We start from the raw sequence: 22,296 nt of genomic DNA on the forward strand, positions 1-22,296 counted from the left end.
GGCGGGCCCCGGGCTTGGCCTCAAAGGCGCCTGCGTTTGCCCAGGCTTGGGATGGTGGTAGGCGGGATGACGGCCTGTTCAGGCTGGGCCTGGCTGCTGGCGGCGAGCCCCGAGAGGGTGGGCTGGGTGAACAGCGCCCTGGCATCGACGTGCAGCCCGGCCTGGCGCAGGCGCGCCACCAGGCTCACGGCCAGCAATGAATGCCCGCCCAGCTCGAAGAAGTTGTCGTCACGGCCCACCTGCTCGATCTTGAGCAACTCGGCCCAGATGGCCGCCATGGCCGCTTCCAGCTCGCCTTCGGGTGCACGGTAGGCGCGGCTGATGACCGCATCGGCGCCGGGCGCGGGCAAGGCGCGCCGATCCAGCTTGCCGTTGGCGCTCAAGGGCAACTGCGCCAGGCGCACGAAGGCCTGGGGCACCATGTACTCCGGCATGCAGGCCAGCAGGTGACCGCGCAGCGCCTCGAGGGCCGGCGCAGGCTGACCGTCGCACAGCGTGAAGTAGGCCACAAGGCGCTCTTCGCGCATCAACACCACCGCCTGCGCAACGGCCGGGTGGGCGGTGAGCGAGGCCTCGATCTCTCCAAGTTCCACGCGCAGGCCGCGCAGCTTGACCTGGAAGTCGTTGCGGCCCATGAATTCGAGGTTGCCGTCTTCTCGATAGCGCACCAGATCGCCTGTGCGGTAGAGCCGGTCGCCGTCGACGAAGGGGCTGGCGATGAAGCGTTCGGCCTGAAGCTCAGGCAAGCCCAGATAGCCGCGCGCCACGCCTACTCCACCGATGTGCAACTGGCCTACGCCGCCCAGCGGTACCGGGCGGTCGTGTTCATCGAGTACATACACGCGGGTGTTGGGGATCGGACGGCCGATCGGCGGTGTCTGCACCGGCAGTGGCGTATGGGCCGGCAACGACCAGGCGGTACTGTCGACAGTGGCCTCGGTGGGGCCATACACGTTATGCACGCACACCCAGGGCAAGCGCTCGCGAAGGCTTTGCAGCAACGCGGGGGTAAGATCGCCGCCTCCGCAGAAAATGTCGGTGAGCCGGGTGCACCCCTGCACCCCTGGCTGATCGAGGAACTGCTGCAACAGCGCCGGGACGAACTTGACGATGCTGACCTGCTGCGCCTTGATCAGCTCCACCAGGTAGCCAGGGTCGCGGTGCCCACCGGGGCGAGCCAGGACCAGGCGCACCCCCGCCGTCAACGGCCAGAACAACTCCCAGACCGAACCGTCGAAGGTGCACGGGGCGCGTTGCAGCAAGGCGTCACCGGCACGTGGTGCCCGGATCAGCGAGCCCCAGTGCATCAGGTTGCACAGGCCGCGATGCTCGATCATCACGCCCTTGGGCGTGCCGGTCGAACCTGAGGTGTACATCACGTAAGCCAAGTGCTGCGGGCCAAGGCCAGGCATCTGAGGGTCGGTGCAAGGACGCTCGGTCAGATCACAGCGGTCCAGGTTCAGGGTGGGCTGTTGCAACGGCGCGAAGAGCCCTGCCGTGGCCCCGTGCACCAGCACCGTGACCGGGTTGCAGTCCTGCAACATGAAGCGCAGCCGCTCTTGCGGGTATTCAGGGTCCAGCGGCACGTAGGCACCACCTGCCTTGAGCACCCCGAGCAAGGCGATCATCAGGCTGACACCTCGCTCGATGCACACCGCCACTCGGCTGTCAGGTGTCACGCCCAGGCCGATCAGGTAGTGCGCCAGGCGGTTGGCCTGTTCGTTGAGCGTCTGGTAGTCCAGGCTCTGGCCGTCGGCCTGCAGGGCGATGGCGCAGGGGGTACGTTGCACCTGGGCCTCGAACAGCGTCGGCAGTGTCTGGTGAACAGGGCTGGTGGGGTCTTCGGTGGCGTTGAAGCCTTCGAGCATCAACGCAAGCTCCCGTGCAGGCACCGGGCATAGCTGCTGGAGCATGCCGGATGTCGGGTCCGATAGTGCCTGGCCGATCTGTTCGAGCGCCGTGCCCAGGTAGTCCAGCATGCGCTGCGCCCCCAGCGCACGCGGGGCACGCACAGACAGTTGCAGGCGATCTCCCGGGTCATCCACCGTCAATACCAGGCCATGGCTCGTCACTTCACTGGCTTCGACCAGCGCGACACCCGGCATGACCTCGCCCAACGGCAGCGCACCCTGACGGTAGTTCACCAGGCTGTCGAACAGTGCGCTGCCGGCCGGCAGACCGCTGCATTGCTGGGCCAGGATCAGCGGCGCATCTTCATGGGCCAGTAGCGCCGCCAGGCGAGCATGGGTATCCACCAACGCCTGCGCTGGGGTGCAGTCATTGAGGTTGATGCGCAGCGGCAAGCTGTTGATGAACATCCCCAGCGCCCGGTCGGCGCCAGGGCCGGCCATGCTGCGCCCCAGCAATACCGTGCCCACCACGACTTGGTCGCGCCCACTCAGGCTACCCAGTGCGTGGGCCCATGCCAGGTGCAGCAGGCTCGCAAGGCTGGCGCCATGCGCCCTTGCCAGGGCGCGCAGGCTGGCGACCGTGGCGGCGGGCAGGTCACGGCTGGCGTTCTCGAGGTCGGCCGGATCGAGCGCCACTGCGCCCCAGCCCGACAGCGGCTGCTGCGGCGCCAACCCCGCCAGTTGCTCGGTGAAAAATGCCCGGTGGGCGGCCTGGCGCTCGGCGCGGTTAGTGAGCGCCACGTAATCCCGATACGGCACTGGCGCTGGCAATTGCGCGCCCCGCCCCGCCATACAGGCCTCCAGCTCGCCCAGTAGCACCTGCAAGGACACCGCGTCGTTGACCAGATGGTGAAAACGCAGCAAGGCCAGCCAACGGCCCTGTTCAGGTGCATCCATGCACACCAGTGCCAGCATCGGCGCCTTGTCCAGGCTGAGCGGGCGCCGGCCGGGATGGTAGTGGTCACGCCATTGACCTTCAGGCCCCTGCCAGCGTTCGACTGGCAGGCGGGCATGGCGCCAGACCACCTGGTGCGGCGTCTCCAGCCCTTCCCAGGCCAGGCTGGTGCGCAGGATGTCGTGGCGCTGCATCACATGCTGCAACGCTACGGCGAAGTCGCGCACCTGTTGCTCGGTGGCGAACGAGAACAAGGCCTGTTGCTGGTACGGGTCGACCGTGTCCGTCAGGTGGTGGTACAGCAGCCCCTGCTGCAAGGGCGCCAAGGGGTAGATTTCCTGCACGTTGGCCGCGCCACCCGGCACCCCCGCTACGATGCGGTCGAGCGCTGCCTGACTGAGCGTGGCCAGGGGCAGCATGCCCGGCTCGATGCGCTGGCACTGCAACGGGATGCACGGCGGTGGGGTGTGCACGCACTCGGTGGCCCTGGCGCTGGCGGCGACCGCTGCCAGGGTCGATTGCCCGAACAGCACCTGCACATCGACCTGCAGGCCTTGTTGGCGCATGGCCTCGATCAGTTGGACAGCCAGCAGCGAATGCCCGCCCAGCTCGAAGAAATGGTCGTGCCGGCCGATGCGCTCGATGTGCAGCAACTGGGCCCAGAGCGCGGCCAGGCGTTGCTCCATCTCCCCTTCTGGCGGCTCATGCTCGTGCCGCACCATGGCCGTGTCATCCGCTGGGGGCAGCGCGCGTCGGTCGAGCTTGCCATTGGCGGTCAAGGGCCAGTGGGCGACCTGCATGTAGGCGACCGGCAACAGGGCGACTGGCAGGCTATCGCGCAGGTGATCGTGCAGGGCCCGGGGCGTGACCGGATCGGTCGCCGTGAACCAGGCATGCAACTGACCCTCGCGGAGCATGACCACGCCTTCGTTCACCGCCGGGTGACGGCTCAAGGCGGCTTCGATCTCCGCAAGCTCGACCCGCATACCGCGGATCTTCACTTGGTCGTCGTTGCGGCCCAGGTACTCAAGCGTGCCGTCGGACAGCCAGCGCACCCAGTCACCGGTCCGGTAAAGCCGGGCGCCAGGCGCGCTACTGAACGGGTCTTGAACGAAGCGCTCGGCGCTCAGTTGCGGCTGGTTGAAGTAGCCCCGGGCCACCCCTTGGCCACCGATATACAGCTCACCGTCCGCGCCGGGCGGCAGCAACTGGCCCTGCCCGTCCAGCACATACACCTGGGTGTTGGCGACCGGAACGCCGATGTGCAATGGCCCACCCGGCTGCACCTGCCCCGACGTGGCCACTACCGTGGCCTCGGTCGGGCCATAGTTGTTGATCACCTTGCACGTCAGCTCCCGGCCCAGTCGTCGCAGGCGGTCACCGCCCACCAGCAGGGTTTCCAATGTTGGATGGGGCATCCCCTGGGCGAAGGCGAGTTCCGCAATCGGCGTGGGCAAGAAGCTGACGTGAAGCGTTTGGGCCCGCCACCAGGCGAGCAAGGCGTGTACATCCTCGGCCCCTTCGCGTACCGGTGCCAGGTGCAAGGTGGCGCCACTGCACAGCGCCGGCCAGATCTCCCAGGCCATGGCATCGAAGCCAAAGCCCGCCACGCTGGACTGATGGCGGCCTGGGCCAAGCGCGAATTGGGTGCAGTGCCAGTCCACCAGGTTGGCCAGCATGCGTTGCTCGACCATCACTCCCTTGGGTTGGCCGGTGGAGCCAGAGGTATAGATGATGTAGACCAAATCCGTACGCGTTTGCGGTGCGAACGAGAAGGTGGCTGCGGGCTCGGTCGGCCACGACGGGTCGTCCAGTTCGATCTGTGGCCTGCCGTGCTTGGGCAGGCGCGGTGCGAAGCGCGAAAGGGTCAGGACCACGTGCGGAGCGCTGTCCTGCAGCAGGTAGGCGATGCGCTCTGCCGGATGGGCGGGATCGACCGGCACGTAAGCACCGCCTGCCTTGAGTACCGCCAGCAGGCCAACCAGGGTGGCCAGCCCTCGCTGGGCGACCACTGCCACGCGCCGTTCAGGGCCTACCCCGAGACTTGCGAGGTGCTGGGCCAAGGCGCTTGCGCGGTGATCGAGCTCGCCGTAACTCAAGGTTTGGTCGCCGAAACAGGCCGCCAGGGCTCCCGGCTGCGTGCGGGCTTGCAGCTCGATGCGTTGCTGAATCAGGCAGGGCGCCGTGTGCGCCGCTGACATGGCCGTCATGTTCCATGCCCTGAGGCGTTGGTGCTCGGGTGCGGTCAGCATGTCGAAGGCCGATACCAGGGCCTGGGGTTGGGCCAGGCCCTGCTCCAGCACATGCAGCAGTCGTGCGCCGAGGGCTTTGGCCTGTTCGTCGCTGAACCAGGCGCGGCTGTGCACCAAGTGCAGGCGCGCGGTGCCTGCGTGGGTGTTGCAGCGCAAATGGATGCTCAAGGGTGAGGGTTCATGGCCATTGCAGATCATGACCGTCGCACCGGCCACGTCGCCGATTTGCAGCGCGTTGCTGTCTTCTTCGAAGGACACCAGCAGCTCGAACAACTGCGTGCGCCCCTCCTGATGCGCGGCGACGTCGCGTTTGAGCGCGCTCAACGGGTAGCGCTGATGACGAAAATCCTGCTTGAGCGTAGCGACGATGGCTTGAATCAGGTCCGCGAAGGACAGGTTCCTGCCAAAGTCCATGCGCAGTGGGCTGACCTGGGTGAACAATCCCAGGGTTGCCTTGAACTGTGCGTTGGCGCGGTTGCGTACCGGCAAGCCGACCATCCATTGATCGCGCTGCCAAGTGCGGCAGACACAGACGTGCAGTGCCCCCAGCAACACCGGCAACGGCGACACGCCTAGGGTGTCGGCCAGCGCCCGCAACTTGCGCATCAAGCCAGGCGTAACCGCCAGATCAAGCGCATGGCTCGGTGAATCCTCCGGCGACAAGGCCGGTTGGGTAGGCCGCAGCAGGGGGTCGGGCAGTTGGGCAAGCCTGGTCAGCCAGTACTCACGGTCACGCTGATAACGCGCCGAGGCCCGGTAGCGCGCATCCTCTTCGATAAAGGCGCAGTACGAGGGCGCGCTGCCGGGCAGCGCCTGTTGGTGTTCGAGCGTGAGGTAGAGGTCGGCCAGTTGCTTGAACCACTGGTCAACGCCCCACCCATCGAGCACCAGATGGTGGGCGCGCAAGGCCAGCAAGTGCTCGCGGGGGCCCATCCTGATCAGCCTGGCCTCCCAGAGCGGCCCTTGCTCCAGTGCAATGGGCATGCGCATCCAGGCATCGAGAAGGTTCAGGGCTGCATCGGTCGGGTGGGCGTCAGCTTGAAGGTCGTCCCACATCAAGGTCACGGGCAGCTGGGGGGCGAAACGCTGCCGCGCCGAGCCACCCTCCTGTACCCACACGGTACGCAAGGCATCGTGGAGGCTGGCCAGGTGATGCAGTGCCAGCGTCAGCCTGGTCCTGTCCACCTGCCCCTCCAGCGCGACATAGGCGCCAATGTTGTACAGCGGGGATGTGCCTTGGCTGAGTTGCTCCAGCCAGATATCCCGCTGGGCAACGGTGAGGTCGAAAAGGTCGGCGGCAGGCATGATCGGTCAGGTCCTTCTGAGGGGTCAGCGTGCGATTCAAACACCGGGCGCCTGCCCTGTATGGCCCATTAAACCCGGACACCCTCGCAAGCAACGTGGGCTGCTGAAATCCTTGTAGGAGATTACCTACACGGGGCTGGCGACGATGGCTCACGGCATATTGTATTGGCTTCGCTTATCCCTGCGGAGCCACCCTTCTGACGCCAATTTGCTGGCATTTGGCCCTTTTTCCAGCGTTCCCCACGCATCCGATGATCTGCGCCTACCACCTTTTGCTGGCATGTTCTGTCCCTGAATCCCGCTACAGACGTCTTCCAGTCAGCGGGCTTGAATACGCCCATACACCCTGCCCGATTGCAATGTGATTGCGCGGGCAGACGCAGTTACAGCAGGCCCTCAGGAACCCATCGACATGATGTTGAACGCTCGCTCCGACTACCGACCGGACCCTCATCTCTATCTGCAGCTGGGTGAATTGATCGCGCAGACCGGCGGCGCCTGTTTCGCCGAGCAGATGCTTCGCCTGGTACAGGATCAAGTCAGCATCGACGGGTTGGAAATCAGTGAATGGACCCTCGATGCACCGCAGTTGACGGACAGCCGGGTCGAAGTGCTCGGCCGCGCCGGTGTGCATGCAAGGCAGGTGGGCTCACGCTTGCCTCATCCCCTGCTGCAATCGATCGAGCAGATGCACGACCCATTGCTCATCGAGTTCAAGGCGCCCGAAGGCAGCAATCCGCGTAATCTGCGCCCGGCCCATCAATGCCACCTGGTGTCCTGCAGCGGTACCAAACGGTGGGTGATCAGTGCCTACCGCTTGCCCTGCGAGCGACGCTTTTCGCTGGCAGAGCTGTCGCAGCTCAAGAGCCTCTCCAGTACGCTGCTGCCGCTCGTCGAACATCACGGTCAATTGCTCGATCATGACGGCGCCGAAGTGATTGGCCAGGCGCTGGATGACGCAGAGGTCGGCAGACTGCAACAGACGTTCGGCAGACGTCTGATGCAGGCTTCAGTCAAGCTCTCGGTGCGCGAACAAGAGGTGTGCGTGGGCCTGCTGAGCGGCTGCACGGTCCCTGAGCTCGCCCGGCGGTTGAATGTGAAGAACAGCTCGGTGGAAACCTATCTCAAACGCGCTGCTGCCAAGTTAGGCGTAAGCGGCCGTAATGGCCTGACCAAATGGATGACAGGCGGGTAGCGACCTGCGCCTACCCCTCTGCGCAAACAGAGCACAGGTGTAAACCGAAATAGATGCATTTGATAATGATTCGTAGTATTTTCCCGGCGCGGTTACACCTCCAACTCCAGCGCCCTACTCAGGATCGTACTGTCGATGCGTCGCACGTTCGTCTCGCTTTGTGTACTTCATGCCGTTTCCCCCCTGGCGTTTGCCGATCCGGCCTCCCCGCCCGACGCCGCGCAAATCGAACTTCAAGCCTTGAGCATTACCGGCAGTGCCGATGCCGAACGGGCCGACGGCCCGGTCCAGGGGTACAAGGCCAGCCGCTCGGCCAGTGCCACGCGCACTGACACGGCACTGCACGAGACGCCTCAGTCCGTCAGCGTGGTACCCAAGGATGTCCTCCAGGATACCGGCGCCACCCGTCTGCAGGACGGGCTCGATTATGCCGGCGGCGTCGGCCGCGCCAACAACTTCGGCGGCCAAGGCCTTACCACTTTCACGGTGCGCGGCTTCACCACCGGCGAGTTCTACCGCAACGGGTTCCCGATCAACCGGGGGTACCCCAATGCGCCAGACGCCAATACGGTCGAGCGCCTGGAAGTCATCCGTGGCCCGGCCAGCAGCCTGTATGGCCGTGGCGATCCGGGTGGCACCTTCAACGTGGTCAGCAAGCATCCCCTGTCGGACCCGAGCGTGACACTGGGCAGTCAGTTCGACGACCAAGGCATGCACCGCGCCACCCTCGATGCCACCGGGCCGCTAAACGAGGACGGCTCTGTGGCCTACCGGCTCAATGTGCTGGGCGAAGGCGGCGACAGTTTCCGTGACGATGTGCAGGGCGAGCGCTACGACGTGGCCCCAGTACTGAGCTGGCAGGTCAACGACAGCACCAAGGTGGTGTTCGAAGGCGACTTCATGCGCAACAACCACCCCCTTGATCGCGGCCTGACCCGCTACGCTACCCAACCGCGCAGCGCCTCGCGGGACACCTACATCTGGGAAAAGGGCAGTGACAACCTGCTGCACAACGACAACAACATGGCCCAGATACGCTTCGAGCACCTGCTCAACGAAGACTGGACGCTGGCCGGCGGGTTCCAGTTCCTCGATGGCAGCCTGCAGGGCAATGCCGTGGAAGCCAACAAGGCCCCGGTGGATGGTCGCACCCTGGAGCGCAACTTCAACTGGCGCAAGCTGCAGTGGACCGACCGGGACTGGCAGCTGAACCTGACAGGGCACTTCGATACAGGCGCGTTCAGCCATACCTTGCTGACCGGCGTCGAATACGAGAACTACGATTACAACTCCATCATCCAGCGCTCCTCGGCGCGCGATGGCACCTACCCCATCGATATCTATCACCCGCTACTGGGCCAGCCTCGCCCTGCCCTGACCCGCACGACCACCTGGGACAAGGAAAACCTGCAAACCTGGGCGTTCTTCATTCAGGACCAAGTGGCCCTGACCGAGCGCCTCAAGGCGCTGGCCGGGGTACGCCTGGAGCGCTTCGAGCATGACTACGACGACAAGATGCCGACCAACCGCGACTTCAGCAAAGGCGAAAATGGCGTGACGCCGCGCTTTGGCCTGATCTACGACCTGACCGATACCCTGGCGGTGTACGCCAACACCGCGCGCTCGTTCAAGCCCAACACCGGCACGCCCGCCAGCGGAGGCGGCTTCGATCCGGAAAAGGGCAAGTCTTATGAGCTGGGGTTGAAGTGGGCGTCGCTCGATGGCCAGCTGAGCGCGGATGCTGCGGTCTATCACATCGTCAAGGAAAACGTCCTGGCCAACGACCCCAGCGACCCTACCAACACCTTCAAGGTGGCTGCAGGTGAGGTGCGCAGCCGCGGGCTTGATATCAACGTGGCAGGCAACCTGACCCCCGAATGGCGCGTCATCGGTGGCTATTCCTATGTCGATGCCCAAGTCACCAAGGACACCAGCCTGCCCAGCGGTACGCGCCTTGCCAATATCCCGCGCAACACCTTCAGCCTGCTGAACACCTACGAGTTCCAGGACGGTTTGGCCAAGGGGCTCGGGTTGGGCGTTGGGGTGAAATACGTGGATGACCGTGCCGGCCAGACCGCAACCAGCACCTACACCATGGAGCGCTACAGCGTGGTGGACCTGCTGAGCTTCTATAAGGTCAGCGAGCACGTACGCCTGAACCTGGACGTGAAGAACCTGTTCAATAAGGGCTATGACGAAGGCTCGTTCAACACCTACGCCTATCCGGGCGCGCCTCGTACGGTGCAGGCCGGGGTGGCCTACACCTTCTGACAGGCACTCGACCGGCTCGGCGGCCAGGCAGCCGCCGAGCCGGGCTGGTCATCAGAAGCCTTTGCTGTAGAACAGCGAGTACGACTCGATGCCATCGTTAGGCTGGCGGATGCCCGCGTTGGAGTAATGGATGGCGCGGATTCCGACCTTCTGCTCCGACGGCAACTTCAGGCCCAGGCCGATGCGGTCTTCGAAGTTGAAGGACGAGCCCATGCGCTGGTCGCCGACCCGGGTCTTGGAAAATGCCGCGATACCGATGCCTGCTTCGATGTAGGGGGTGTAGGTGAAGCCGCTGAATTCATAGGTGAACACCGGGCTGAAGGACAGCGAGTGGGCACCGCTGGCGTCACCGCCCTCCCAATAGGTGTAGCCCGCGTCCCAGTAGCCGGTCAGGTGGCCGACACTGGTCTCGAACCACTGCTTGTCCCAGTCGAAGGACAAGCCTGCACGGTAGGTCATGTCGCCTTGGCTGGTGACACCGACGGCGCCGGTAACCTGGGCAGCCTGGGCCAGGTTCGCCCCGGCGAAGGCCAGCACGGCGGCAGCCAACGAAGCAGCGATACGGGATTTCATCTATGACATCTCCTGATGGTAAGTGCGACAACTGGAGGCATGGACCCTGTGTCAGTTGGTTGCGTCAGCTTGCTGAACGCTGACCGAACGGCGCAGGGTTTAACCTCTCGAAATTTTTGGTAACCGAATCTCGTGTTTCGGTCACACGATGTAATAATTGCCGGATTATGGTCAGTTGTATAGGAACTTGGAAGTAGATTGCTATCACTTCCCGTGATCCTTTTAGCCGTTTACTGCTTGGGTTAGGCAGATAAGCGTGCTAGACCGCTTGATATATCCAAGGCTCTAGCGTGACAGTCTGATGCATCGAGCCCGGCGACCGATGCCTAGACCGAACGCCCTCAGCATCGTTCAAATCTTTTCAAATCAGGATGATGAGATGCTTTCTTCAAGTAGATTCACGAACGTCGAAAGGCTGCGCGAGACCGTCCCACGGCGCCAGACCAGCCAGGTCTTCAGGTAACGGAAGTCTTCAGACATCGGCCAGGCACTGACCGTGCTGCACCCTGGCATGTTCTCCAGCATGGTGCGCGGCATCATGGCCAAGCCCGCACCGGCACTGACGCACGCCAGCATGCCGTGGTAGGACTCCATTTCGTGAATCTTGCGTGGGACGGCCTGATCGTTGACGAACCAGTTTTCAAAATGGTGCCGGTAGGAGCAGTTGGCGCGAAACGCGTAGATATTCTCGCCGTTGACGTCTTGCGCCCGGTTCACAGGCGCATGGTTGAGGGGCGCGATGATGACCATCTCTTCTTCGAAAACCGGCATGCCCTCCAAGGTAGGGTGCAAGACCGGCCCGTCGATGAACGCGGCCACCAGCCGACCCGACAGAACGCCCTCGAGCATGGTCCCGGAGGGGCCCGTGGACAGGTCCAGGTCCACTTTGGGATAGCGCTGGTTGTAGGCTGCCAATACAGCCGGGATGCGCACCGCCGCAGTGCTCTCCAGGGAGCCCAGAGCGAACGTGCCCTGTGGGTCCTCCCCTGCCACGGTGCTACGCGCTTCCTGAACCAGGTCGAGGATGCGCCGGGTGTACTCCAGGAAGTTCCAGCCGGCCGGGGACAAGCGCAGGCGGCTTTTCTCACGTATGAACAGGTCCACGCCCAGGTCCTCTTCCAGTTGCTTGATGCGCGTGGTCAGGTTGGAGGGCACCCGGTGGATATGCTGCGCGGCTGCACTGATGCTGCCTTGCTCGGCGACTGCCTTGAACATCTCAAGTTGTATCAGGTCCACGGCTTTCTCCAAACGTGAATGAGTGACTCATTATTATTCAGTTTTCATTAAAGCCCTAGCCCATTAGTCTGAGCCCACTGCATAACTACAGCGAGAGTGCTCCGCCATGAATGCGATCAGCAGCCAGACCCACGCCATCTCACTCGACCCGTTCACCGGCGAACAGATCGGCGCTTACCCGTTCGACACCGATGCCGCGCTCGAGGCGGCGCTAACGCGGGCCAAGAGCGGCTATGGCCAGTGGAGCCGGCTGTCGGCCGATCAGCGCAGCGAGCACCTCCTGGCCCTGGCCACTGTCCTGGAGGCGCAGGCAGAGACCTTTGCTCAGATGATCAGCCGCGAAATCGGCAAGCCGATTACGCAGGCACGGGGTGAAGTCAGCAAGTGCGTAGGCCTATGCCGCTGGTACGCCGAGCACGGCCCCGCGATGCTCGCGCCTGAAGCGACCCAGGTTGAAAAAGCCCGTATCGAGTACCGCCCGTTGGGCCCGATCCTGGCTGTGATGCCCTGGAACTTCCCCATCTGGCAGGTGCTGCGCGGCGCGGTACCTGCGATTCTGGCGGGCAATACGTACGTGCTCAAGCATGCCCCCAACGTGATGGGCAGCGCCTACCTGCTGGATAAGCTGTTCAAGGATGCGGGCGTACCAGAGGGTGTGTTTGAGGTGCTCAACGTAACACCGGAGGGTGTGACACGCGCCATCAACGACCCGCGCATTGCGGCGGTGACCTTGACCGGCAGCGTGCGCGCCGGCATGGCGATCGGTGCACAGGCCGGTGCTGCGCTGAAGAAGTGCGTCCTGGAGCTGGGCGGTTCGGACCCTTTCATTGTGCTGGCCGATGCCGATCTGGATGCGGCGGTGCAGGCGGCAGTGATCGGCCGTTATCAGAATACCGGGCAGGTGTGCGCGGCCGCCAAGCGCTTTATCGTCGAACAGAGCATCGCCGAGGCCTTCACACGCAAATTCGTGGAAGCAACACAGGCCTTGAAAGTGGGCAACCCGCTTGAAGATGCGACCTATATTGGCCCCATGGCCCGCTACGATTTGCGTGACGAGCTCGATGGCCAGGTGCAGGCCAGCCTTGCCGAAGGGGCTACTTTGTTGCTCGGTGGCCACAAAGTCGAAGGTGTGGCCAATGTCTATGCACCCACCGTGCTGGGTGATGTGACGCCTCAGATGACAGCCTTCAGGCAGGAATTGTTCGGCCCGGTTGCGGCGATCACGACCGCGCGGGATGCCGACCATGCCGTGGCGTTGGCCAACGACAGCGAGTTTGGCCTGGCTTCGACCATCTACACGGCCGACTATGCCTTGGCCGAACGGATGACGTCGGCGCTGGAGACCGGTGCGGTATTCATCAATGGCTACTGCGCCTCCGACCCCCGTGTCGCCTTCGGCGGGGTGAAGAAAAGCGGGTTCGGGCGTGAACTGTCGCACTTTGGCGTGCGGGAGTTCACCAATGTGCAGACCGTGTGGTTGGATCGCAACTAAGGCGCTGTCTGGCATGAGAGCCGGGTTGTGGTCATGGCGTTTTAGCTTCGCGTGTTACATCGCGCGAAGCCGCTGCGCGGCCCCCCGATCTAGAGTCAAAGCTGAATGCGGGGGCCTGGCGCTGCAGCACCTTTCAGGCAGGGGGCCCCTGCCTGAAAGAACGAGCAGCGTTCAGCCGAGGTGCAATTGTTACCCACCCGGCTGACCCTCACTCTCCATCACCCCCGCCCCTGATCTTTCACCCAATCGAGCATCCCACCCGGCACGATCAGCTCATGTCGAGCCCTGGAACACGCCGTGTACAACCCTGCCAGCAACCGAGCGCGCTCGTTGCGATTGCCTGTCACCTGTTGCGGCACTATCAGCTCTGGCGACACCATCACCCGCGCGAACTCCATGTTTCTCACATCCCGAACCCGCCCCAGGAACAGCTTGGGCGCCTTGTCCCAGCGATAGCGGCTCTTGGCCTTGGCAAAGTGCTGCGCGGTATACCCCTTGCCCAGCATCGAAGCCACCGCGATGAACGCCTTGTCGTCCCCTTTGTGCTCGGCCAGCGCCTGCCAGCTGGCGTACCGGAACAGCATCGGGTGCCGGGGCCGGGTGCCGTGGCGGTACAGCTCGATGCAGTCTTCCACAAACAGCTCGAAGTCCTTGCGTGCCCCGTGCAGCATCACGAACGCAACCCCAAGGTGCGTCAGGCGCTGGAACCAACCGAACAGGCCCCACTCGTCCTCGACGATCAAGGCCGTTGGCTGCTCGGGCACGGTCACGCCGTCGAAGAAACTGACGCGCGTGTAATGCTCGGCACTGCCGCTGAACGCGGCCTGGATGGCCGCCGGGTGCGCCTGAATCAACGGGTTGAGCACATTGTCCATGGCCGGCCCGACCCGCAACGAATGGTCGATGTAGCGTTGACGAATGAACCCGCCGTGGTGGGCGCTCAGGCCATTGAGGTTCTGCAACTCGTCACCCAGCGCAATCACCGACTGCGGGCTGCGGTCGAGCACCTCGAGCATGGGCGCTGACAATTCGTGGGCTTCGTCCACGATGACGTGGGTATAACGCGCATCGATCAGATAGCCGGTCAGGGCGAGCAATTTCACCCGGTGGTAATCACGCAGCGGCAACTGAATTTCCCTGGCCGGGGGGCGGATCAGCGCCTGCCAGTAAAGGCGCGCCGTTTCGAGCATCACTTGCTGGTCCAGCGGCGTGCTACCGGGCACGGACGGCGGCAAGTGGTGCAAGCCAATCTGGGCGTCACCAGTGTGGCAAAAGGCGCGCACCGCGCGTACGCACACACCCACCACGTCGACTGCCGACAGCGGTCCGACGTCGGGCAAGCCGAGCCAGCGCACGATCTGCGACTCCTGCGGGCGCCAGGACTGCCGGGTGCGATACGGGTCACGCAGTCGCCAGCCGGTACGGGTCAGGTCGCGGTTCAAGAGCTCATCGGCCAGTTGCCCGAACGTCATGGCCGTGTAGGCCGCGGCATCCTTTACCCGCGCCTGCAGCGCGCGCAGTTGCCCTTCGGTCAAGGCCAGCAGCAAGGTGCGCTGCGGATCGAGCAACCTGGCGAACTGATGGATCAGAAAGGTCTTGCCGGTGCCCGCAAAGCCCTGCACCGCCACTGACTCGTCCACCCCGCTGAGAAACTCACGCAACAGGCGGTTCTGCTGGTCACTGAGCTTGAGGTCACTGGCAAGGGACGGCAGGTGCACGGCATGCAGGGGCGTGACGCGCTGGCGATACAGGTCGGCGAACTGGTAGTTCCACTGCCCCTGATCGTCCAGCAATTCATCCGGCGAATAGGCGACCTCAGGCGATAGCAACGCGACGCCATTCTCGCCCAGCATGCCCAGGCCCATGGCGAACGCTTCGCGGTCGAACTGCTGCTGTACCTGCGCCTGAAAGCGCCCGGGCGCTGCCTGCTCGACCTGCTGGGCAATGCGCAGCACCTCGGCGAAGCGCCGCTCCTGGGCGTCGGCTGTGAGCGGCCTGGGTTGACGGGCCAGGTGCTGGACGAACAGCACGGCAGCCGCTTGCAGCACATCGGCAGCGGCCAGTGGATCGGCGCACGTGCCGCCGGCGAGGCTGTCGGCCTGGTCACTGGGCAAAGGCAGGTAGAACATCGGCACCTCAGGCGTTTATCAGGGCGGCACGATAGCAACTTTATCCCCCTGATGCAGGCACCAAACACCTGGGAGTTGTCATGCCGCAACTTGAGGGCTGCTCAAGCCTTGGCACGCCGTAACGTGTCACTGGGAAGTTCCTTGAACAAATGCCTGTAACTGTTTGAAAACCTTCCTAAATGCCAGAACGACCATTGCATCGCCACCTCGGCCACCGTGCCGCCGGCCCCATTCAACAAATCGCGCCGGGCGCCGTTCAGGCGTCTTAACCGCAACCACTGCGCAGGGGGCATCCCTGTGAAGGCTTTGAACGCCTGCTGCAACTGGCGTAGCGAAACGCCCGCAACGCTCGCCAGTTCGACCAGGTTAAGCGTCTGTTCGGGACAATCGGCGGCCCATTCACTGACACGGCGCATGATGGCCCGCGCCTCAACCTGTTGCCCCAGTGCCACGCCTTGCAAGCGCTGGCAGGCAGTGTCCAGGATGAACAGGCAATCGTGCAGCAGCTGCTCGGCCAGGGCTTGCCCCTGCACACGGCCCTGGGATTGTCCCAAGTGGGTCAGGGTGGCGCTCAGCCAACTGCCGAACAACGCCGTTTGCCCGCTGCCCAGCGGCACCATGAACAAGCCCTGAAGGCGTTCCAGGTCCAGCCCATGCCTGAGCAGGAAGGCCTGCTCGAACACCACGGCCACTTCCTGATAGTGCTCGGGGGTGATCCAGATGTTGCGGGTATGCTCATTGAGCAGGTACAGGTTGTTCTCGCTTCGGTCGAAGCAGAAGGTCAACGAGCCCTGCGGAGGCCGAAAGAATTGTTCCACGCGGGTGTTGAGACGTTCTTCGTACACCTGCAGCCCGTCCAGGCCCAGGCAGCGGAGCTCGCCGCTGAAATGACCCGGCGACATCTGCCGATAGTGCTGCTGCCACCCAGGTGTGACGCGGACCTGCTCGGTCACATCGTGAGTGTGATAAGCCTGGACTTGCAAGGCATCTGCGGTATTCACGCGACATCCTTTGTGCACTCTTATGGTGCATTCAACAGCGTAGAAAGTGGATAGATCGTAGCCGGGACTGCGACCAAGATAGTCGCCAGCGCGTCGACTGGGAAGCCAATGGCTGTTCACCTGTAATGCCGCGCACTCACCGATAACCTCAAGAGGTCCGTATGAACGCCCCCTTCGATCAGTTGTCCGCCTGGCTGAAAGAGCACCGCATCACCGAGGTCGAATGCGTCATCAGCGACTTGACCGGCATCGCCCGCGGCAAGATCGCCCCTACTGCCAAGTTCCTGCACGAACGCGGCATGCGCCTGCCCGAGAGCGTGCTGTTACAGACCGTCACCGGCGACTACGTCGACGACGATATCTACTACAGCCTGCTCGATGCGGCCGACATCGACATGATCTGCCGGCCTGACCCCAGCGCGGTGTATCAAATCCCCTGGGCTATCGAGCCGACCGCCATCGTGATCCATGACACCTTCGACAAACAGGGCAACCCGATCGAGCTGTCACCTAGAAACGTTCTCAAGAAAGTGCTGCAACTGTATGCCGATAAAGGCTGGCAACCCATCGTGGCTCCGGAGATGGAGTTCTACTTGACCCAGCGCTGCGAAGACCCCGATCTGCCATTGCAGGTGCCGCTGGGACGCTCCGGGCGTGCCGAGAGTGGGCGCCAATCGTTCTCCATCGACGCTGCCAACGAGTTCGACCCGTTGTTCGAGGATGTCTATGACTGGTGCGAGCTGCAGGGGCTGGACCTGGACACCCTGATCCACGAAGACGGCCCGGCGCAGATGGAAATCAATTTCCGTCACGGTGACGCGCTTGACCTGGCCGACCAAATCACCGTATTCAAGCGCACCATGCGCGAAGCGGCCCTCAAGCACAACGTGGCGGCCACGTTCATGGCCAAGCCCATCACCGATGAACCGGGTAGCGCCATGCACCTGCACCAAAGCGTGCTCGACGTGGCCACGGGCAAGCCGGTGTTCGCCAACGATGACGGGAGCATGAGCCAGTTGTTTCTGCACCACATCGGCGGCCTGCAACGGTACATACCCAAGTTGCTGCCGATGTTCGCCCCCAACGTCAACTCGTTCCGCCGGTTCCTGCCGGACACCTCCGCCCCGGTCAACGTCGAGTGGGGCGAGGAAAACCGCACCGCAGGCCTGCGCGTACCCACCTCCACACCCGAGTCGATGCGCGTGGAAAACCGCTTGCCGGGCGCAGACGCCAACCCTTACTTGGCCATCGCCGCCAGCCTGCTGTGCGGCTACCTGGGCATGGTCGAGCAGATCGACCCCAGCGCCCCGGTCCAGGGCCGGGCCTACGAACGGCGCAACCTGCGCCTGCCGATTACCATCGAGGATGCGCTGCAACACATGGAAGATTGCCAGACCGTCCAACGGTACCTGGGCAAGTCCTTCGTGCAAGGCTACGTGGCGGTCAAGCGCGCCGAGCATGAGAACTACAAGCGCGTCATCAGCTCATGGGAGCGTGAGTTCCTGATGCTGAGCGTCTGACCCTGCAGGGGCCGCAGCGCGGCCCTTCCATACCGCACACCCACAACAATGCCAACGAGGTGTCGTCATGCATTACCTGAAAGCCCTGATCCCTTCTGCATTCACCCTGTTGTTCGCGGCCACCAGCCAGGCGGCGCCGACGGTGAGCGTGTACAACTGGACCGACTATATCGGTGACACGACGCTGGCGGACTTCCAGGCCAGCTCCGGTATCAAGGTGGTGTACGACGTGTTCGACTCCAACGAGACCCTCGAAGGCAAGCTGCTGGCCGGTCGCACCGGCTATGACGTGGTGGTCCCGTCCAACCACTTCCTGGCCCGTCAGGCCCAGGCGGGCGCTTTCCTGCCGCTTGATCGCAGCAAGCTGACCAACTGGCAGCACCTGGACCCCAAATTGCTCAAATTGCTGGAGCAGAACGATCCCGGTAACCGCTATGCAGTGCCCTACCTGTGGGGGACCAACGGCATCGGCTACAACGTGGACAAGGTCAAGGCAGCATTGGGTATCGATCGAGTGGACTCCTGGGCGGTGCTGTTCGAGCCCGAAAACCTCAAGAAACTCAAGCAGTGCGGCGTGGCCTTCATGGATTCTCCCGACGAATTGTTCCCAGCCATGCTCAACTACCTGGGCATGGACCCGCGCAGCGAAAACGCAGCGGACTATCCCAAAGCCGAGGCGCGCCTGCTGGCCCTGCGGCCCTATATCACGTACTTCCACTCCTCCAAATACGTATCGGACCTGGCCAACGGCAACATCTGCATCGCGTTTGGCTATTCGGGCGATGTGTTCCAGGCGGCCAACCGCGCGGCGGACGCCAAAAATGGCGTGAAGATCGCCTACAGCATCCCCAAGGAGGGCAGCAACCTGTGGTTCGACCTGCTGGCCATCCCCAAGGATGCCAACAACCCCGAGCAGGCCCTGGCCTTCATCAACTACCTGCTCGACCCACAGGTCATCGCCAAGGTGAGCGCGACGGTCGGTTATGCCAATGCCAACCCCGATGCCAAGGCATTCATGGACCCGGCGCTGGTGAACAACCCCGAGGTCTACCCCCCTCAGGAGGTGCTGGACAAGCTGTACATCTCCACGACACAGAGTCCGAAGATCATGCGCCTGATGACGCGCTCCTGGACCAAGATCAAGTCCAATCGCTGAGTGAGCACGCCCCATGACTTTACCTGCCGAACATGCCGCGTCCTACTATGCGGCCACTGCCCGTGATACCAACCGCTACCCGCACCTGGAGGGCGACATCGATGCCGATGTGTGCGTCGTCGGCGGTGGCCTGACAGGGGTCAACACTGCGCTGGAACTCGCCGAGCGCGGCCTGTCGGTGGTGCTGCTCGAAGGCCGGCGCGTGGGCTGGGGTGCCAGCGGGCGCAACGGCGGCCAGCTGATCCGTGGTATCGGCCACGACGTCAACGGCTTCGCCCGGTACGTGGGCGAGGACGGCGTGCGGTATCTGAAGCAGGCAGGCATCGACTCGGTCACCCTGGTGGCTGAGCGGATCGCCCGCCATGGCATAGAATGCGACCTGCGCTGGGGCTTCTGCGAGCTGGCCAATACCCCCGCCCAGTTCGCTGCCTTTGGCGCCGAACAGCAGGAGCTGGCGGCGCTGGGATACCAGCCGCACACCTACCGGGTGCCGGCAGAGCGGCTGCGCGAGGTGGTGGGCAGCGACCGCTACGCAGGCGGCATGGTGGACATGGGCTCAGGGCACCTACATCCCCTGGATCTGGTGCAGGGCGAAGCTCGAGCGGCGCAGTCCCTGGGGGTGCAGATCTTTGAACAGAGCCCCGTGCTTCGCATCGACCACGGCTCCACGGTAACGGTGCACACCGCACACGGCAAAGTGCGCGCTGCCAGCCTGGTACTCGGTTGCAATGCCCACCTTGAGGGCCTGGAACCCAGACTCAGCGGCAAGGTGCTGCCGGCGGGCAGCTACGTGGTCGCAACCGAACCACTGGAGGAAGCGGTCGCGAAGTCGCTCATCCCCCAGAACATGGCCTTGTGTGATCAAAAAGTGGGCCTGGACTACTATCGGCTGACCGCCGACAGGCGCTTGCTGTTCGGCGGTGCCTGCCACTACTCCGGGCGCGATCCTCGCGACATCGCCGCGTACATGCGGCCCAAGGTACAGCGGGTGTTCCCGCAGTTGGGCGAAGTGCGCATCGACTACCAATGGGGCGGCATGATCGGCATCACTGCCAACCGCTTCCCGCAGGTCGGACGACTACGTGATCACCCCAACGTCTACTATGCCCAAGGTTATTCGGGCCATGGGCTGAACGTCACACACTGGACGGCCAGGCTGCTCGCCCAAAGCATCGCGCTGGGGCAAAGCAAGGGGCTGGATGTGTTCAGCGCCGTGCCGCACCTCACGTTCCCCGGCGGCAGAGCGTTGCGCTCACCTCTGCTGGCCCTTGGCATGTTGTGGTACCGGCTGCGCGAGGCCTTGGGGTGAAGACGTTCAGGTATAGGCCAAGGGCCATGTGGTAGTCTGCGCCCCTTGAAATGCACGGTCACGCCGACCCTGCCAAAAGGAAGCGGGCCACCAGGCCCAGGCCAGATCAGGACCCCTCCCATGCTGTTCCACAAGAACATCAACGCCTTGCGTGCGTTGGCTGTCGTATCGGTCGTGCTGTACCACTTCAAGATCCCGGGGTTCTCGGCCGGGTTTCTCGGCGTGGATGTGTTCTTCGTGATTTCGGGCTACCTGATGACGCGGATCATCGTGAGCGGCCTGCACAAACAGCAGTTCTCGCTGATCGGCTTCTACGCGGCCAGGGCCAGGCGAATCATTCCGGCCCTGCTGGGGTTGTGCATCGCCCTGGCAGTGTTCGGGTATTTTTTCCTGGCAACGGACGACTACCGGGAATTGCTGCGCACCAGCAAGCAAAGCCTGCTGTTCACGTCCAACCATTATTTCGCCCGTGACGGCAGTTATTTCGACGCACCGCTTCAGGAAAACTGGCTGCTGCACACCTGGTCGCTGTCGGTGGAGTGGCAGTTCTACCTGATTTACCCAGTGATCATGATGGGCCTGCACAAGGTGTTTGCACTGCCAACCTTCAAGCGCCTTGTGTTGGCGCTTGGTGTCGGTTCCCTGGTGTTCTCGGCGCTCTACACCCCAGGCCATCCGGTCGCATCGTTCTTCCTGCTGCCCACCCGGGCCTGGGAAATGCTCGCTGGGGGGCTGGTGTTTTTGTATCCGCTCGCGCTTTCGCCCAGGGCTGCGGCACTGTGCGAAGGCCTGGGCCTTGCGCTGATTGCAGGCGCCCTGGCACTGCTGCCCCACGATGCTACTTGGCCGGGTTACCTGGCGCTGGTGCCGGTGATCGGCACCGTGTTGGTGATCCACGCCAATGCCAACAGCCTGTTCGCACGCAACCGGGCGCTGGCATTTCTGGGCAAGACGTCGTATTCGATCTACCTGTGGCACTGGCCTTTGGTGGTGTTGCTCTATACCTGCGGGCTACTACACGACTGGCGCGCGGTGACCTGTGCGGTGCTGTTGTCGGTTGCGCTGGGCGCGGCATCCTATGGGTTGATCGAAAGCAGGACACGCGCCCTGAAGCGCCCGGTACTGGGCCTTGTCCGCTACGCGGGCATGGGCCTGGTGTGGGTGGCAACGGCCGGCGCCGTGGCCTCGGCGATCAAGCACAACCCGCAACTGCGCTGGACCCAGGATGACGGCAAGCCAGAATACGAAAGCAAGCTGTACGCACAGCACTGCGACACCAACGCGTACGGGGCCTCGCAGTGCGTGTTGGGCACCGGCGACATCTCGGCCCTTTTGCTGGGCGACAGTCATGCCCAGTCAACCGCTGCGGCCTTGATGCTGGAAAACCCCGGCGCGGCCATGGGCTGGGCCCGGGCCGGCTGCCCTACCCTGATCGACTTCGAAATGGGCGACAAGGACGTCGAGCAGCACTGCAAAGCTTTCAACGCCGACAAGTTCGCCAAACTGGCTACGGACTACCCCGGCGTCCCCCTGTTCCTGTTCAGCCGGGCAGCGCTGTATACCGACCAGCGTCGGCACAGTGGCTACAGCGTCTATTTCAACGGCGACAAGCACCAAAGCGGCCCGGCATTCGAACGGCAGTTCATCCAGACCTACACCCAAACGGTCTGCATGCTGGCACGCAATCGCCCGGTGTATATCGTCAAGCCAGTGCCGGAAATGCCGTTCAGTGTGTACAAGGGCCTGACCCTGCAGCATCGGCTACTGGGCATGAACAGCGACATCGTTACGCCTGTCAGCGAGTACCAGGCCCGCAACCGCCTGGCCCTGGAAGCCATCGAGACGGCGGCCGAACGCTGCCACGCAGGTATCGTCGACCCGGTGCCCTACCTGTGTCCGGACGGCAGGTGCATGGGTTCCAAGGACGGGAGGCCGCTGTATTTCGATGACAACCACTTGATCGACGCGGGCAACGAACAACTCAAGGGCCTATTCAAGCAGGCCCTGCACAGCAACACGGGTTCGACTGCCGTGCGCTGAAGCGCAGGGTGC

The 22,296-nt window shown here is 63.5% G+C and carries 12 protein-coding genes; 7 read left to right on the forward strand and 5 right to left on the reverse strand.

Translation table 11 applies throughout. The features are described 5' to 3' along the window. Positions 1-20 precede the first annotated feature (20 nt). Positions 21-6,362, reverse strand: a complete 6,342-nt coding sequence (locus FH041_RS06460; protein ID WP_140174278.1) for a non-ribosomal peptide synthetase — start codon at positions 6,360-6,362, stop codon at positions 21-23. 412 nt (positions 6,363-6,774) lie between these two features. On the opposite strand from FH041_RS06460, the gene FH041_RS06465 reads away from it, so the two are divergent. Then, on the forward strand, positions 6,775-7,557 hold the full coding sequence (locus FH041_RS06465) for a helix-turn-helix transcriptional regulator (protein WP_042139415.1): 783 nt from the start codon (positions 6,775-6,777) through the stop codon (positions 7,555-7,557). Between the two features lie 135 nt (positions 7,558-7,692). After that, positions 7,693-9,828, forward strand: coding sequence for a TonB-dependent siderophore receptor (locus FH041_RS06470; protein WP_140174279.1), 2,136 nt, complete (start codon positions 7,693-7,695; stop codon positions 9,826-9,828). A gap of 51 nt (positions 9,829-9,879) precedes the next feature. Here the strand turns inward: FH041_RS06470 and FH041_RS06475 are convergent, their stop codons facing one another. Both FH041_RS06475 and FH041_RS06480 read right to left on the reverse strand, forming a co-directional pair. Then, positions 9,880-10,401: an acyloxyacyl hydrolase gene (locus FH041_RS06475; RefSeq protein ID WP_027916324.1), complete on the reverse strand. Its 522-nt coding sequence runs from the start codon at positions 10,399-10,401 to the stop codon at positions 9,880-9,882. A 366-nt stretch (positions 10,402-10,767) separates the two neighbouring features. Continuing rightward, entirely contained in the window at positions 10,768-11,637 is an 870-nt protein-coding gene (locus tag FH041_RS06480; RefSeq protein ID WP_023535440.1) for a LysR family transcriptional regulator, read from the reverse strand. A 106-nt stretch (positions 11,638-11,743) separates the two neighbouring features. Here FH041_RS06480 and FH041_RS06485 point away from each other — a divergent pair, with 106 nt between their 5' ends. After that, on the forward strand, positions 11,744-13,129 hold the full coding sequence (locus FH041_RS06485) for an aldehyde dehydrogenase family protein (RefSeq protein ID WP_028687798.1): 1,386 nt from the start codon (positions 11,744-11,746) through the stop codon (positions 13,127-13,129). Between the two features lie 218 nt (positions 13,130-13,347). Here FH041_RS06485 and FH041_RS06490 read toward each other — a convergent pair whose 3' ends face one another. Further along, complete coding sequence (locus FH041_RS06490; protein WP_140174280.1) at positions 13,348-15,258, reverse strand: AAA family ATPase; 1,911 nt, start codon at positions 15,256-15,258, stop codon at positions 13,348-13,350. A 101-nt stretch (positions 15,259-15,359) separates the two neighbouring features. After that, positions 15,360-16,259, reverse strand: a complete 900-nt coding sequence (locus tag FH041_RS06495; RefSeq protein ID WP_028687796.1) for a helix-turn-helix domain-containing protein — start codon at positions 16,257-16,259, stop codon at positions 15,360-15,362. A 161-nt stretch (positions 16,260-16,420) separates the two neighbouring features. On the opposite strand from FH041_RS06495, the gene FH041_RS06500 reads away from it, so the two are divergent. The 4 genes from FH041_RS06500 to FH041_RS06515 all read left to right on the forward strand — a co-directional run bounded on the left by FH041_RS06500 (position 16,421) and on the right by FH041_RS06515 (position 22,284). Beyond that, a complete protein-coding gene (locus FH041_RS06500; RefSeq protein ID WP_027916328.1) occupies positions 16,421-17,779 on the forward strand; it encodes a glutamine synthetase family protein in 1,359 nt (452 codons plus the stop codon). 67 nt (positions 17,780-17,846) lie between these two features. Then, complete coding sequence (locus FH041_RS06505) at positions 17,847-18,935, forward strand: polyamine ABC transporter substrate-binding protein (RefSeq protein WP_028687795.1); 1,089 nt, start codon at positions 17,847-17,849, stop codon at positions 18,933-18,935. A 13-nt stretch (positions 18,936-18,948) separates the two neighbouring features. Continuing rightward, a complete protein-coding gene (locus FH041_RS06510; protein WP_028687794.1) occupies positions 18,949-20,244 on the forward strand; it encodes an FAD-binding oxidoreductase in 1,296 nt (431 codons plus the stop codon). A 120-nt stretch (positions 20,245-20,364) separates the two neighbouring features. Further along, positions 20,365-22,284 carry an acyltransferase family protein gene (locus FH041_RS06515; protein WP_033737093.1) on the forward strand — a complete coding sequence of 640 codons (1,920 nt, stop codon included), beginning with the start codon at positions 20,365-20,367 and terminating at the stop codon, positions 22,282-22,284. Positions 22,285-22,296 lie beyond the last annotated feature (12 nt).

The organism is Pseudomonas sp. SWI7 (genome assembly GCF_006351945.1).
In the GTDB taxonomy this organism is placed as follows: domain Bacteria; phylum Pseudomonadota; class Gammaproteobacteria; order Pseudomonadales; family Pseudomonadaceae; genus Aquipseudomonas; species Aquipseudomonas fulva.

Coding starts and splice junctions, on each gene's coding strand:
- FH041_RS06460 (WP_140174278.1), bottom strand. CDS start 6,362: ATGCCTGCCGCCGACCTTTTCGACCTCACCGTTGCCCAGCGGGATATC.
- FH041_RS06465 (WP_042139415.1), top strand. CDS start 6,775: ATGATGTTGAACGCTCGCTCCGACTACCGACCGGACCCTCATCTCTAT.
- FH041_RS06470 (WP_140174279.1), top strand. CDS start 7,693: ATGCGTCGCACGTTCGTCTCGCTTTGTGTACTTCATGCCGTTTCCCCC.
- FH041_RS06475 (WP_027916324.1), bottom strand. CDS start 10,401: ATGAAATCCCGTATCGCTGCTTCGTTGGCTGCCGCCGTGCTGGCCTTC.
- FH041_RS06485 (WP_028687798.1), top strand. CDS start 11,744: ATGAATGCGATCAGCAGCCAGACCCACGCCATCTCACTCGACCCGTTC.
- FH041_RS06490 (WP_140174280.1), bottom strand. CDS start 15,258: ATGTTCTACCTGCCTTTGCCCAGTGACCAGGCCGACAGCCTCGCCGGC.
- FH041_RS06500 (WP_027916328.1), top strand. CDS start 16,421: ATGAACGCCCCCTTCGATCAGTTGTCCGCCTGGCTGAAAGAGCACCGC.
- FH041_RS06505 (WP_028687795.1), top strand. CDS start 17,847: ATGCATTACCTGAAAGCCCTGATCCCTTCTGCATTCACCCTGTTGTTC.
- FH041_RS06510 (WP_028687794.1), top strand. CDS start 18,949: ATGACTTTACCTGCCGAACATGCCGCGTCCTACTATGCGGCCACTGCC.
- FH041_RS06515 (WP_033737093.1), top strand. CDS start 20,365: ATGCTGTTCCACAAGAACATCAACGCCTTGCGTGCGTTGGCTGTCGTA.